Raw genomic sequence first — 14,264 nt, forward strand, 5'->3', positions numbered from 1 at the left:
AGCGATCATTATTTGTCAGGCTAGCCGCAGATGAATCGCACTTCCCGCCGGAAGTAAGGAATGGCTATGAAATCAGGACGCTATATCGGGGTAATGTCAGGCACCAGCCTGGATGGAGTGGATGTGGTGCTGGCCGCCATTGATGAGAATATGGTGGCGCAGCAGGCGAGTTACTGCCATCCGATGCCTCCCGCGCTGCGTCAGGCAATTCTGGGGGTTTGCCAGGGGCAATCCCTGACGCTGTCACAGCTCGGCCAGCTTGATACCCGCCTCGGCCAGCTGTTTGCGGATGCGGTCATGACATTGATGAAGCGCGAATCGCTGAACGCCAGCGATATTACGGCAATTGGCTGTCATGGTCAGACCGTCTGGCATGAGCCCCAGAGTGACGCACCTAATACGCTGCAGATTGGTGACAATAACCAGATTGTTGCGGCAACCGGCGTCACTGTGGTCGGCGATTTCCGCCGTCGTGACATGGCGCTGGGCGGGCAGGGCGCGCCGCTGGTGCCTGCTTTTCATCAGGCGCTGCTTATGGATGCCACTGAACGCCGCATGGTGCTGAATATTGGCGGTATCGCTAATCTTTCGCTGCTGATCCCCGGTCAGCCGGTGCGCGGTTTTGATACCGGCCCCGGCAACATGTTGCTGGACGCGTGGATCTGGCGTAATCAGGGTCAGGCTTATGACAAAGATGCACAGTGGGCGCGCAGCGGATCGGTGATCCCGGCGCTGCTGGAGGCGCTGTTGCGTGAACCCTGGTTTGCGTTGCCGCCACCGAAAAGCACCGGGCGCGAGCACTTCAATCTGGGCTGGCTGGAGCAGCATCTGCGCTATTTTCCGGGTCTGGCCCCGCAGGATGTACAGGCCACGCTGGTGGAGCTGACCGCCATCACTATCACACAGCAGGTGTTGCTCAATGATGGCTGCGATCGTCTGCTGGTCTGTGGTGGTGGCAGTCGCAATCCGCTGCTGATGGCGCGGCTGGCGGCGCACCTGCCCGGAACGGAAGTGGCTACCACCGATGCGGCGGGTATCAGTGGTGATGATATGGAGGCGCTGGCGTTTGCCTGGCTGGCGTTCCGCACGCTTTCCGGCCTGCCGGGTAATCTGCCTGCGGTGACGGGGGCACGGGAGAAAAGCGTGATTGGCGCAATCTATCCGGCCAACGCACTCTACCGACGCTAAGCGGGATCCGGGGGCAATACTGCCCCCGGAGGTGACCGGCGACCGTCAGGCGGCACCGGAGAGATGCGTCAGATTACGCACCCCGGTGATGACCGTCGCGACCATCGTTTCACGTCGGGTGATCACCTCAACCTGGTAAAACCGGCTGCGGTAGGCGATGGAGTAGATGATGGGATGGTACTTATTACCTTCTCCGTAGCGGGCGTAGTGCGCTTCGAGGGCACGGGTCGCTGCCAGGATATGGGAGGGTTCTTTATCACCGCGGATGATTTGCTTCATTCAGTTCCTCAAATGCTGTCCCTGGAGTCACGTCGCACGCATGGCGCGTAGCGCTGGCCTAAACACTGAACATCTGACTGCTAAACATTTAATCACTGATGGGGGTCATGACTGACTGTGACGCGGGAAGATGACAGAAAGATGATCCTCCGGCGCTGTTAATTATTTAGCAGCAGCCGGGGGATCCAGCAAGGCAGGGGATCGTAAATTCATCCAAATCGCAAAGGGTTAAATCAGCTCCGGCCAGGCCACAGCGGCAACGCCATTCAGTTCCGGTTTTGAGAACAGGAAGCCCTGAAACTGGGTCACGCCTGCGGCTTCCAGCCACATCCACTCTTCCGGTTGTTCAATACCTTCGGCGATAACGCCAATCTCCAGTGAGGCGCAGCATTTCAGAATGGCATGAATGATCGCCTGCTTCGGTCCACTTTTATGCACATCAGAGATGATGGCACGGTCAATCTTGATCTTGTCGGGCTGAATGCGGGTCAGCAGCGACAGCCCGGCAAAACCGGCACCGAAATCATCCAGCGCCAGGCTGATGCCGGCCGCTTTCAGCTGCCGGATAGCGGCTTCAAACGCCTCAGGCTGCGAGATAATTTCATTTTCGGTGAACTCAACCATGATCTGCTCTGGCACCAGCCCCTGTGCAGCAATCTCATCCAGCAAAAAAGGGACAGCGTCGGGCACTTCCACCAGCGTCATCGGCAGCAGATTGATCGACAGCGTCATTCCCTCAATGCCCAGTTGCTTCGCCTGGGCGAAAGCGATCTTTTTCGACCTCAGATCGATCTGATAAAGCTGATCGCGTGTCAGGCGGGCAAAATAGTCGAGCGGCGATTCGCCCTGCGGGCCACGCAGCAGCGCCTCCAGCGAAACGATTTCGCAGGCGAACGGATCAACGATGGGCTGAAACGCAAAGCTGACCTCGTCGGACGCCAGCAGTGCTGCATCGCCTTCACGCTGCTCTGACGTGTTACGAATAAACGTCCAGCCGCTGGCGGCAGGAATTTCAAAATAGTTCTCTTTTTCACGCGCTTCAACAAAGGTGCGCAGGAACTGCAGTGCGCGATCGGCATAGGTCATCTGGTATTTCGTGGTGCATTTTGCCAGCACTGATTCCAGCACGGTTTCCTGATCGTGCAATCGCAGATCGAACAGCTCCATACCGACGTGACCAAAACGCCGCGCCGGTGCGAAATCGCGCAACAGTTCAACCAGATTGTGGTGGCGCGGATCCTGGCAAATCCGGCTGTAGACCGCCTTTACCGCCGTCTCGGGACCTTCCAGCAGCTGGAAAAAATGCGTGCCATTGAACAGTAAAATTCCGGTGACGCTGGACGATTTATTGATTTTATTCGCTTTCCGCGCCAAATCATTCAGGGTCTCGAGCTGCACATGTTCAGTGATGTGGCTGCGATAGATGATTGTCGACAACATAAAGGTTTCCGGAATTTTTTATTTTTTGTTAAGGCACCTTACCAGAAGCTTCTCCTGGGGAAAACGAGGGCCAGTGCGTCTTTCTTATTCTGACTCTATTTTAGTCAACCGGCGGCGTAGTATCACCTGTTCCCAGAGAACGTTGCATAAAAACGGTATCCAGCCAGCGGCCCTGTTTGAAACCTACCGAGCGCAGGGTGCCCGTTATCTCAAAGCCCGCAGCACGGTGCACGGCAATCGACCCCCGGTTCTCGCTGTCGCCAACGTTGGCGATCAGCTGGCGAAACCCGGCCTGCTCAGCCCAGGTAATGGCATGGTCTAACAGACGTGAACCGGCACCGCGTTTCTGAAAGCCGGGGTCAATATAAATCGAATCTTCCAGCGTATGCCGGTAGGCGTGGCGCGGGCGATAAGGTGCCAGATAACAAAAACCACGCACGTCGCCCTCGCTGACGACGATGAACCACGGCAGGCCCGCCTGCTGAATCTTACGCATCCGCTCACCCATCTCTGCCGCGTCAGGCGGCACGGTCTCAAAGGAGCCGGTGCCATTAAGGACATGCCAGGCGTAAATCTGCTGAATCGCCGGAATGTGGCGCTCATCTGTCTCAAAAATTTCCATCATGGGTTTCTTCCTGAGTGTCTGCAGTTGTCGAAAAATCAACGGTATAGCGGACAGTCAGCGTGCGCAATATAAATTTCATCTGCTTCAGTCATTTTATTACTGCTGCTTTATCCAGGACTATTCCTGGCAGGAAAAGGAGACGACGATTTGCCACTGTAATGCCGCTACTGAATGGCGATTAAGCCTATTCTGAAAACAGCATCAGCCGGATGATTCGCACCGGGGTTAAGGCTATTATCTCTGCCGCTTCGGTAGAATTAACGCATAGACGGGAGGCGCAGTATGATGCGATTTGTTGATTTTCTCACGAGTAAGCAGGGGCTGCGTGCCGCACGAAATCACTGCTTCGAATTAAATGGTGTGGTACTGGGCCATTTTACGGCGTTATTCCTGCAGGATAATCAGATCATATTTACCAAAGACGGTAAGCAGTGTGCGGTGCCTTATTATCTGGGACCCGATGAAGATTTACTTCAGCAAAAAGTTAATCCGCGCATTAAGAATATTCGCGCCATCTGAAATATTCCGGCGCTGCTTTTATCGGCAGAGAAAGCGTGCTGACATAATCACTCCTCCTCAGCCGGGCCGTTTATTTCACGCTGTCTGGCAAAGAACTTCAGCGATTATTTGTTTCACTCCACGCGCGTTATTATGCCATCCGGTAATGATGGCTTATTGGCCGGATGCATTAATGCTGTGCGACGGTGTAATAAACAGCAGGAGCAGGGCGGTGGCTGCAAACAGCGTCAATGCCGTACTGGCACCTGACAGGGCAGAGAGCTGACCAAACAGCAGCGATCCCGCAGCCTGACCCATCGCCAGCATAAAAAACAGGATACCGACGCCGGTCGCCGGATCTTCAGCCGTCGCGTGTGCGCCCCATACCAGCAGCACGCCCGACAGCGTGACATAACCTGCGCCGCAGCAGGCCACCGCGATCAGCAAACCGGTGGATTCACCCCGGCTGAAGGCCAGAACCAGTAGCGGCAATGCCATCCCGCACAGCGACAGCCGGTAAACGGCGTTCAGTCCGATACGGGCTGCGACCGGGCCGGTTGCTGCACCTGCAATGCCTGCCCCGCCGGCAATCAGCCAGAGTAAACGGGCGGTCTCTTCATCAACGCCGACATGCTGGCGCAGCAGGGCCGATCCAAAGCTCCACCAGGCCGCACTCACCAGGCCTGAAATCAACGCGATGCCCATCAGCCGACGCACAGCGCGACGATACAGACGCTGGTGCCAGTGGCGCACGCTGGCGGCGCGACCGGTGGCCTGAGCCGACAGCACGCGCATCACCGGCAGCAGGCAGGTCAGTGACAGCAGGGCGAACAGCAGGCAGGCGGCCCGCCAGCCGCCGGGCAGCACGCTCAGGATCACCACGGTCAGAATAATGCCTGCACTGGTGCCCGCGTTGATCAGGGTATTGATGCGCGGCTGATCGGCAACCGGGATTCGGCTGCTGACTGCCGCGGCCAGAGCGGGTGAAGCCAGGCCTGAGCTCAATCCGGCAATAAACAGGCCGGTCGCCAGCAGCAGCGGTGAGGAGGCACAGGCGAGCAGCAGCAGACCTGACGCTGCACTGAGGGTAGCCAGCAGTGCAGTCAGCCGGGCACCGTAACGCTCGGCCAGGACGGCTGCGGTGAGAATAGTGAGGCAGTACGCCACAAAGCTGCAGGCTGACAGCAAGCCCGCCTGCTGCGGGCTGAACGGGATATCTTTTACGATAGCGGGCAGCATCAATCCCCACGAGAAGCGCGCCATGCCGTACGTCACAGCAATCAGGCTAAAGCCGGTCAGCGCCAGCGCGGTGGGTGACTTCATCTGGCCGCTTCACTCTGCAGCAACTGGTCGGCGACCAGCGACGCCTGCCGGGCAGCAGCAGGACCGGTTATCAGCGCCGTGGTAATCGCACCCTCAAAGAGTATCCAGATGGCATCACTCAGCTGCTGATGGACTTCGCCGCGCCGATGCGTCACACACTGGGTGATGTAATCACGCATCGCGGCGCGAAAGGCCAGTGCCTGCGATGCCAGCTCAGCATCCCGCTCGGCATACTCTCCCCAGGCTTTCAGAAAAAAGCAGCCACGTGCGCCGTTATTCATCGTCCACTCGCCCAGCACGGCAAACAGATGCGCTATGGCCTCAGGCTGTTGTGCTGGCAGCAGGTCAGCCATAAAGCGCTGCTCGCGGGCATTAAGCACTGCGGCGGTAAGGGCTTCGCGGGAGGCGAAGTGATGATAAAGCGTACGGGTAGAGACCCCCGCCTCGCGACAGAGTTGATCGGTACTGGTGGCGTGGAAGCCATGGGTATAGAAGAGCCGCTCGGCGGCCTGAAGGATATCGTCTCTCTTTTTCATTGTTTAAAAGTAAACCGATCGTTTTACTTTTTCAAGCCAGCCGCTATTGATTGCTTGCGCCGGTATTGATAAACCCCCGACTCCGCGTGCGTCAGCGCTTCGCTAAAAGAGACGCGCTATGCCGGCTTCACCCTTTTTCAGCTTCAGTTTATCAATACTCATACGTACCCCTGCGGCGGGTAATAGCGCCTGCTGCCGTGCTAATCATAATGCGGTGTTACATGAGGTCTGCCAGAGCGTTATGTCACCTATATTTTTGTTTTTTATGGATTATTATGTTTTATCGATGCATAAGCACTGTAAATGAAAGCAGGGCGACAAAGCGGGCCGGAGCCCACGGGTACGCCGAATGGCTGAAGCGACAGGCGTGGCTGAAAAGGGCATATTCTCAAAGTCGGTTTGACTGACGCAATAAAGTGGTTTTAGGGATAATTCTCAGTTAGTTTAATAAAGCTTCAGATTACAAATAAAACCTCTTACCAATTTTGGTTCGTTTTTTTACGACACATACAGCAACTATCAGGATGACTACCATGCTCAAAGCCAGCTATTATTATCTGTGCCCGCGTCCCATGGGTGGATGGATTTTACACAAAGAAGGTTGCGTTAATCTGTCAAAGAACGATAAACGCGTTTTTATTGGTTCGCTTTATACCCGGCAGCAGGCGCTGGCGGTGGCGAAAATACACCACGCGAATGCCATACTCTGTAATGCCTGCCTGAGCACCTTTATTTGCCCGACCAGTATCAGCACGGCAATTAAACCGACCCGTTCGGCAACGCCTACCCGCCATACGCCAAAGCATTAATTCGCTGATATTAACGGGCGGCGGGAAAAGGAAATAAAGAGAATGACCAGGGCGAGGCATTCAGAATAAAAAGGGCAGCGTAACGGCGCTGCCCTGATATTTATGCCTGTTTCGGCTGACCGTTTGAGGCGGTAATTCCGCCATCAACCGGCAAATTGACGCCGGTAATATAGCTGGCTTCATCGCTGGCAATAAAAACAATTGCACGGGCGATATCATCTGCTTCACCGGCACGGCGCAGCGGGATTCGATCGTAAAAACGTTCCAGCAGCGCCTGATCCTGTTTGGTATCTTCGGTCAGATCGGTAAAGGTAAAGCCGGGACAGATCGCATTGACCCGCACGCCATCCGCGCCGTAGTCCATCGCCAGCGCACGGGTGAAGTTGGTAATCGCCCCTTTAGCTGCGTTGTAAATGCTCATACCCCAGTCACCGCCTAAGCCGGAAACGGACGAAATGTTAACGACGTTGCCTTTGCTCTTCAGCAGCGCTGGCATGAAGTAGTGTACGCCGTGGAAAACGCCGTCAAGGTCAGTTTTCATCAGGGTTTTCCATGCATCGAGATCAACTTCATGGATGCGGCCCTGCACGATAACGCCCGCGTTATTCACCAGCACGTCAACACGGCCATACTTCTGCAGCACCGTTTCTGACAGCTGTTTAACCTGCTCAGCGTCTGAGACATCGCAGGCCGCCACCAGATGATCGCCTGAGGTCATTTCAGCCAGCGTCGCTTCCAGTTTCTGTCGGGTGCGTCCCACCAGCACTACCGATGCCCCTTCTTCAGCGAAACGTTTCGCGCTGGCTTCGCCGATGCCGGACCCGGCACCTGTCACAACCACAACCTTCTGTGTAAATCTGGACATTATGCCTCCTTATCAGCATCAATTCTCACTGTTAACAACCGCTTAAGCCTGGCAGCGATCCTCAAAAAGACAAGCGCAGCGCGAAATGCGCTGCGCCTGATGTGTAGCCGTATGCGGTGATCAGGGGCGTCTGAACAGCGCGAAGCTGCGTCCTTCCAGCTCGAAGTCCTTCTCTTTGGTGATCACCAGACCCCGCTTTGCCACATCGCTGGTGGTCAGCTCCAGCACCCATCCACCCTCGCCGAACTGCGGGATACGGAAGGGCACATTGCCTTCAAACGGGTTAAGCAGCATCAGGACGTCATGCCAGATACCTTCCTCCGTCTGAAGATCCGGCCGGCCGATATAGACGCCCAGCGTTGAGCCTTCATCCCACTGCTCACTCTGCTGGAAGCCGCCACCGGCGTTGAACCACTTAATATCCATGCCGTCACGCCAGTTTTCACGGCGCAGTAACGGCTGCTCAGCACGCAGTGTCAGGATCTGACGGGTGAACGCGCGCAGCGCTTCAGCGGATTCCGGCAGGTTATCCCAGTGTACCCAGGAGATTTCACTGTCCTGACAGTAGCCATTGTTGTTGCCCATCTGGCTGCGGCCAAACTCGTCACCCGCCAGCAGCATTGGCGTGCCGTGGGAGAAGATCAGCGTAGCGAGGAAGTTACGCTTCTGACGTTCGCGCACGGCATTAATGCCCTCGTCATCGGTCGGGCCTTCGACGCCGTAGTTGTAAGAGCGGTTATCGTTGTGGCCATCGTTGTTATCTTCTCCATTCTCATCGTTATGTTTGTCGTTGTACGACACCAGATCGTTGAGGGTGAAGCCGTCGTGTGCGGTAATGAAGTTGACGCTGGCCCACGGACGACGACCGTGCTGGTCGTAAAGGTCGCCGGAGCCCAGCAGGCGGGCGGCGAAGTCGGTGGAGACGTTGTTGCCTTTCCAGTAGTCACGCACCGTGTCGCGGTACTGGTCGTTCCATTCTGCCCAGCCTGGCGGGAAACTGCCCACCTGATAGCCGCCAGGACCAATATCCCAGGGCTCGCCAATCAGCTTTTTCTGCGACAGGATCGGGTCCTGCATCACAGCATCAAAGAAGCCGCCACGGGGATCGAAGCCGTCGGGTTCGCGACCCAGAATAGTGCCGAGGTCGAAACGGAAACCGTCGATATGCATCGACTCAGACCAGTAGCGCAGTGAGTCGAGCACCATCTGCAGCACACGCGGATGCGAGGTGTTCACGGTGTTGCCGGTGCCGGTGTCGTTGATGTAATAACGATGCTGGTCTGGCATCGTGCGGTAATAGGAGAAGTTATCGATGCCTTTAAATGACAGCGTCGGACCCAGCTCATTGCCCTCGGCGGTGTGGTTGTAAACCACGTCCAGAATCACCTCAATCCCGGCATCGTGGAAGGCGCGCACCATATCGCGGAAGCCCTGAATGCCGCGCGGCCCGAAGTAGCGGGTGGCGGGCGCAAAAAAGCCCAGCGTGTTGTAGCCCCAGAAGTTTTTCAGCCCCTTATCCAGCAGGTGCTGATCGTCCGGGAACCAGTGTACCGGCAGCAGCTCAACAGAGGTAATGCCCAGACTTTTGATGTAGTCGACGGTCGCTTTGTGACCCATACCGTCAAAGGTGCCGCGCAGCGCTGGCGGCAGTGCGGTATTGAGCTGCGTAAACCCTTTCACGTGCGTTTCATAAATGACGGTTTTCGGCCACGGCACATGTGGACGGTTGTTGTCCTGCCAGTCGAATTCGTTGGGATCGATCACCCGGCACTTTGGCGTAAACGGGGCGCTGTCGCGGGTGTCAAACGTCAGATCTTTATCGTCGTGATAGAGATCGTACGCGAAGTGCGCCTCGTTCCAGGCGATATCGCCCGCCAGTTCACGGGCGTACGGGTCGAGCAGCAACTTGTTGGGGTTAAAGCGATGACCATTTTCCGGGTCATACGCGCCATAGACGCGATAGCCATAGAGCGCGCCGGGCTTCAGGCCCGGAATATAGCCGTGCCACACTTCATGGGTATATTCCGGCAGGTCCAGCCGGGCAATTTCCGTTTTGCCGCTGGGATCGTACAGACAGAGTTCAACCCGCTCGGCGTGGGCGCTGAACAGGGCAAAGTTCACGCCCTGACCATCAAAATTGGCCCCCAGCAAATGACTGTAACCCGCCGTAATTTCAAAACGCTGACTGTTTGACATTTATGCCTCGTTATTCAATGTACAGATTGACGCGTAATAAAAAGATGCCTTCGGATGTCACTGTGCCACCAGCACGGCGCACCACTGAGACGCCAGCGCTGAAAGCGACAACGTCTCACCTGCATCAAGGGTTTTACCGCTCAGCACATCCCGATAGCGGCGCTGGCCGAGTGCGGCGGGCAGGGCGATATGCGTATCAGCCCAGCGTGACGCGGGAGGATGATCGAGGTTCTCAGGCAGCGCGTTAAACACCCGGCGTGAGACAATGACAATCACCGCCTGATCCTGGCGGGTGCGGGCAAAGGCGAGCACCTTATCCTGCTGCTCCCCCGCAGCCGACAGCGCCAGATAGCCCCCCTGGCGGAACAGTTCAGGCTGCTGCTGACGCAGCGCCAGCAGTTTGACAATTGCCTGCTGATTGACCTGACCCCGCAGCCAGTGCGCCTCACTGCCGTCCTGCTGTGGCGCGTTAAGCATCGCCGCCAGCGCATCGAAGTCGGGTTCACGGCGGTTATCGGGATCGACCAGGCTGAAGTCCAGCGCCTCGCTGCCCTGGTAAATATCGGGCACACCAGGGGCGGTAAGCTTCACTACGGTCTGGGTCAGGCTGTTGACCAGTCCGGCACGCAGGAAGGGGTGCAGCGACTGACAGAAATCATTCAGGAAGGCGCTGTTGGCGGGCGCAAGCAGATGACGGGCATAGCTCAGCACCGCCTCTTCATAGGCATCGTTGTTGTCAGCCCAGTCGGTGCGCAGTTTGGCTTCACGCATCGCTTTCTCAACATAAACCACAAAGCGGGCTTCCAGCGCCGCCAGACCTTCCGCATCCTGCGGCTGCAGGGTGGTTGGCCAGACGCCCGCCAGGGCTTCATACAGCATCCACTCCACGGCCGGTTCCGGTGCCGCGCCATCTTTCAGGCGAACGACGTGATCCTGGTTCATCTCCCGCCAGCGGCTCACACACGCTGCCCAGCGCTCTGGCGCTTCGGTCAGGGTATAAAGCCGCGCACGGGCATCTTCGCCGCGCTTGGTGTCGTGCGTTGAGGTGCCCGACAGCGCATCGGGCTGATGTTCGCGCCGCGCCTGCATCTCCGCATGGAACTGATCCAGCGAGAAGTGGCGTGCCAGCGGTTCAGCGCCGACTTCATTCAGCGCCAGCGCCATGTGCTGACGGAAGAAAAGCGTGTCCTCTACCGATTTCGCCATCAGCGGTCCGGTCAGCTGCTGGAAGCGGGTGCGGAACTGCGTGGCATCATCGCGAGCAGCGTCGGCAGTCTCAGCACGCAGAATATGGGTCAGGAAGTCGAGCGCCTGACTGTCGGGCGCATGGTCACTGGCTTTGACCTCGCTGACCACCTGTTCCAGCAGCGTGGTGTCCGCAGGCGTCAGGCCTTCCGGCGTGCCGTAGGTGCGGTAAACCGGGAAAGCGACCAGCAGTTCACGCAGCGCATTTTTCAGGGCCGGTTCTGGCTGAGTCGTGCCTTCTGCGTCAGCAATTTTCAGTGCCAGCTGCAGTAACCGGTTAAATTCACCGGCAAAGTTGCGGTTCGCCATCAGCAGTTTGGCGGCGCGCAGCTCCGCTTTCATATCGACGGTTTTGCCAATGACGGCCTGGTAGGCTTTACGCAATCCGCTCAGGCGATCGCTGTCGACCAGCAGGTTGGCGAGTGCGGCCATAAACTCATAGCCGGTGGTGCCGGAAACCGGCCACTCGTCAGGCAACTGCTCATTGTCACCAAGGATTTTTTCCATGGTAAGATAGCAGTCGGGACCGGCAGCCTGGCGTAACTGTTCCAGATAGCCGCGTGGATCGGCCAGGCCATCCACGTGGTCGACGCGTAATCCCTGTACCGCACCGCTGTGAACCAGGTCGAGGATCAGCTGATGGGCGGCCTCAAAAACCTCCCTGTCTTCCACGCGCACGCCCACCAGCCCGGTCACTTCGAAGAAGCGGCGGTAGGAGAGGTCGTTAGGCGCATCGCGCCAGGACATCAGTCGCCACGGCTGCTGGTCATGCAGCCCGGCAATCTGTGCGGCATCGCGCAGGGCGAGCACGGCCTCTTCCCGGTCCTGCCAGGTTTCAGGTGCCAGCGGATAGAAATTGTCGAAATAGGCCAGCGCCGGTTTGCCGGTCTGCGGATCGCGCTGCACGCTGATGTCCCCGTTTTCCAGCACCGCCTCAAAGGTGTCGCCGAGGAATGGCAGCGTCAGGCGGCGTGACCAGTCGATATCGAAATAGTGCGCGTAGCGGCTCTGTTCGCCATGCTCAATCACGTCGCGCCACCACGGGTTCTCCAGCGAGGCGGCCATATGGTTTGGCACGATATCAAGGATCAGTCCCAGCCCGGCCGCTTTCAGCGCGGCCACCATGCGGTCAAAGCCTTCCCGGCCACCAATCGACGGCTCGATCTGGTTAACGTCGGTCACGTCATAACCGTGGGTTGATTCCGCGGTGGCGCTGAAGATCGGCGAGGCGTAAAGATGGCTGATACCCAGCGATTTCAGGTAGGGGACCAGCGCCGCCGCACGATCAAAGGTCATGCCGTTGCGGAACTGGATGCGATAGGTTGCGGTTGGAATATTCATTCTGCTTCTCTCTTAGCCAGACGCACCACGATAGAGTCAGGCGCGAGGTCGCTCGCGGCCTGCGGCCAGGCAAACAGGGTCTCGCCCGGCAGGTCGGGGATCGGCTGTGTGCTGTTGCTGACGTTCAGTGCCAGGGAGAGCGTCCCTGCCGGGAAGTCCCAGCGCACGGCAAGGAAGCCCTCAGCTGTGGCAATCACCTGACCGGCGTCGCCACCGGCGGTCTGCAGCAGCGGCACAATATGCTGCTGACGCAGGCTCAGCAGCTGGCGCGTCAATGCCAGCCACTGCTGGCCTTCCGGCGTTTCTGTGTGCTGCCAGTTAAGTTTCGACTGCTCAAAGGTGGTGACAGCGTTCGGGTCCGGCACGGTTTCACCATGACCGGCATGGCCTTCAAATTCTCTGGCGCGGCCTTCGCGCACCGCTTTCGCCAGATCGCCGTGGAAATCGGTAAAGAACAGGAACGGCTTGGTTTCGCCATACTCTTCGCCCATAAACAGCAGCGGAATATGCGGGGAGACCAGCAGGGTAGCCAGCAGCACCTGGGTGCGTGCTGTGCCTGCCAGGCTGATCAGCCTTTCGCCCTGCGCCCGGTTGCCCGTCTGGTCATGGTTCTGGATAAAGTCGACAAAGGCCACCGGCGGCTGGCTGCTGCTTTTCACGCCGCGCGGCTCACCCGACTGCTTCGACACCTCCCCCTGATAGACAAAGCCCTCTGCCAGCGCCCGCGCCACCTGCTGCGCCGGATGATCGGCAAAATCCTGGTAGTAGGCGTGATCTTCCCCGGTCGCCAGCACATGCACGGCGTTGTGGAAGTCATCGTTCCATTCGCCGGTAAACAGCGGAGCGTGACCGTTTTCATCACGCGGATGAAGGAAGGTCACATTACGGCAATCTTCGGTGGTGAGATGAATGGGGCGATCGGTAATCGCCGAGCGGATGCGTTCGGCAATCTCAATCAGCACATGCTTGTCGCTGGGATCGTCAATCTGATCGATCGCATCAAAACGCAGGCCATCCAGATTAAACTCCTGCAGCCAGTAGAGCGGCGCTTCCACAATGTAGCGACGCACGGCGTCAACGTCATAGGCGATGCCTGCACCCCACGGCGTTTTGCGCGCCTGGTGGAAGAAGTCAGGCGAGAGCAGCGGCAGATAGTTGCCTTCCGGGCCGAAGTGGTTCAGCACAATATCCAGCACCACCGACAGACCGTGGCCGTGCGCTGCGTCGATAAAGGCTTTGAAGTCATCGGGTGAACCGTAGGCGGCGTGGGGGGCATAGAGCAGGACGCCATCGTAGCCCCAGCCGCGATGGCCGCCAAACTGCGACACCGGGAGCACTTCAATCATGGTGATGCCGGTGTCGGCCAGCATCGGCAGCTTCTCAATCGCCGCCCGGAAGGTGCCCTCAGGCGTAAAGGTGCCGATGTGCAGTTCATACACCACCGACTCCTGCCACGGACGTCCGCGCCAGTCCGTGTTCTGCCACTGATACGCGTCAGGATCGATGACCAGCGAGGGACCATTAACCTCCGCTTTCTGGGCACGGGCGGCGGGATCGGGCACTGCCGTTCCATCCGCCAGCACAAAATCATAGGCGGCATTCGCGGCCACCCCGGCAACCTGCGCTTCAAACCAGCCGTCAGCCTGCGGGGTCATCTCAATGTCTTTGCCAGCGAGACGCAGCGTCACGCGTTGCTGACCGGTTGCCCAGAGGCGGAAACGCACCTCGTCACTGGCAACCCGTTCAGCGCCCCAACTTTTAGAAAAAGATTTGGATTCCATTCAGTTGCCTCATTTAGCCTTGAAATACGCGATGGCGACCACCGCGCGAATAGAATGTCGATGACGCAAGCGTCAAAAAATCATAAAGCTATCAGCGAGACCCGGATGCCAGGTGGGCTGGCGCGTCTCTTCAGCCAG

Annotated in this window: 12 protein-coding genes; 3 read left to right on the plus strand and 9 right to left on the minus strand. The window is 57.9% G+C overall.

Features of this window, described 5'->3' with window-relative positions; genetic code table 11:
• The first annotated feature begins 66 nt into the window (after nucleotides 1-66).
• Nucleotides 67-1,188: an anhydro-N-acetylmuramic acid kinase gene (anmK, locus tag N5J69_RS00550; protein WP_279768082.1), complete on the plus strand. Its 1,122-nt coding sequence runs from the start codon at nucleotides 67-69 to the stop codon at nucleotides 1,186-1,188.
• Between the two features lie 45 nt (nucleotides 1,189-1,233).
• Here the strand turns inward: anmK and N5J69_RS00555 are convergent, their stop codons facing one another.
• The 3 genes from N5J69_RS00555 to N5J69_RS00565 all read right to left on the minus strand — a co-directional run bounded on the left by N5J69_RS00555 (nucleotide 1,234) and on the right by N5J69_RS00565 (nucleotide 3,529).
• Complete coding sequence (locus N5J69_RS00555; RefSeq protein ID WP_013357724.1) at nucleotides 1,234-1,467, minus strand: DUF4060 family protein; 234 nt, start codon at nucleotides 1,465-1,467, stop codon at nucleotides 1,234-1,236.
• 228 nt (nucleotides 1,468-1,695) lie between these two features.
• Nucleotides 1,696-2,907, minus strand: coding sequence for a diguanylate phosphodiesterase (locus N5J69_RS00560; protein ID WP_279767346.1), 1,212 nt, complete (start codon nucleotides 2,905-2,907; stop codon nucleotides 1,696-1,698).
• 100 nt (nucleotides 2,908-3,007) lie between these two features.
• A complete protein-coding gene (locus N5J69_RS00565) occupies nucleotides 3,008-3,529 on the minus strand; it encodes a GNAT family N-acetyltransferase (protein WP_279768083.1) in 522 nt (173 codons plus the stop codon).
• A gap of 285 nt (nucleotides 3,530-3,814) precedes the next feature.
• On the opposite strand from N5J69_RS00565, the gene N5J69_RS00570 reads away from it, so the two are divergent.
• Nucleotides 3,815-4,051, plus strand: a complete 237-nt coding sequence (locus N5J69_RS00570) for a hypothetical protein (protein WP_279767347.1) — start codon at nucleotides 3,815-3,817, stop codon at nucleotides 4,049-4,051.
• Between the two features lie 153 nt (nucleotides 4,052-4,204).
• Here N5J69_RS00570 and N5J69_RS00575 read toward each other — a convergent pair whose 3' ends face one another.
• Both N5J69_RS00575 and N5J69_RS00580 read right to left on the minus strand, forming a co-directional pair.
• Nucleotides 4,205-5,353 (minus strand): MFS transporter, encoded by a 1,149-nt coding sequence (locus tag N5J69_RS00575; protein WP_279767348.1) that lies wholly within the window; start codon nucleotides 5,351-5,353, stop codon nucleotides 4,205-4,207.
• Nucleotides 5,350-5,889: a TetR/AcrR family transcriptional regulator gene (locus N5J69_RS00580; RefSeq protein WP_279767350.1), complete on the minus strand. Its 540-nt coding sequence runs from the start codon at nucleotides 5,887-5,889 to the stop codon at nucleotides 5,350-5,352. Before N5J69_RS00580 ends, N5J69_RS00575 begins: the two co-directional genes overlap by 4 nt.
• A 533-nt stretch (nucleotides 5,890-6,422) precedes the next feature.
• On the opposite strand from N5J69_RS00580, the gene N5J69_RS00585 reads away from it, so the two are divergent.
• Complete coding sequence (locus N5J69_RS00585; RefSeq protein WP_279768084.1) at nucleotides 6,423-6,698, plus strand: hypothetical protein; 276 nt, start codon at nucleotides 6,423-6,425, stop codon at nucleotides 6,696-6,698.
• A 100-nt stretch (nucleotides 6,699-6,798) separates the two neighbouring features.
• Here N5J69_RS00585 and N5J69_RS00590 read toward each other — a convergent pair whose 3' ends face one another.
• From N5J69_RS00590 to treZ, 4 genes are all read right to left on the minus strand, one after another.
• On the minus strand, nucleotides 6,799-7,563 hold the full coding sequence (locus tag N5J69_RS00590) for an SDR family oxidoreductase (protein ID WP_279767352.1): 765 nt from the start codon (nucleotides 7,561-7,563) through the stop codon (nucleotides 6,799-6,801).
• A gap of 120 nt (nucleotides 7,564-7,683) precedes the next feature.
• On the minus strand, nucleotides 7,684-9,759 hold the full coding sequence (glgX, locus tag N5J69_RS00595; protein ID WP_279767353.1) for a glycogen debranching protein GlgX: 2,076 nt from the start codon (nucleotides 9,757-9,759) through the stop codon (nucleotides 7,684-7,686).
• A 57-nt stretch (nucleotides 9,760-9,816) separates the two neighbouring features.
• Nucleotides 9,817-12,345 (minus strand): malto-oligosyltrehalose synthase, encoded by a 2,529-nt coding sequence (gene treY, locus N5J69_RS00600; RefSeq protein ID WP_279767355.1) that lies wholly within the window; start codon nucleotides 12,343-12,345, stop codon nucleotides 9,817-9,819.
• Complete coding sequence (treZ, locus tag N5J69_RS00605; protein WP_279767356.1) at nucleotides 12,342-14,126, minus strand: malto-oligosyltrehalose trehalohydrolase; 1,785 nt, start codon at nucleotides 14,124-14,126, stop codon at nucleotides 12,342-12,344. Before treZ ends, treY begins: the two co-directional genes overlap by 4 nt.
• Nucleotides 14,127-14,264 lie beyond the last annotated feature (138 nt).

This window comes from Pantoea sp. GD03673 (assembly GCF_029844725.1).
In the GTDB taxonomy this organism is placed as follows: Bacteria; Pseudomonadota; Gammaproteobacteria; order Enterobacterales; family Enterobacteriaceae; genus Pantoea.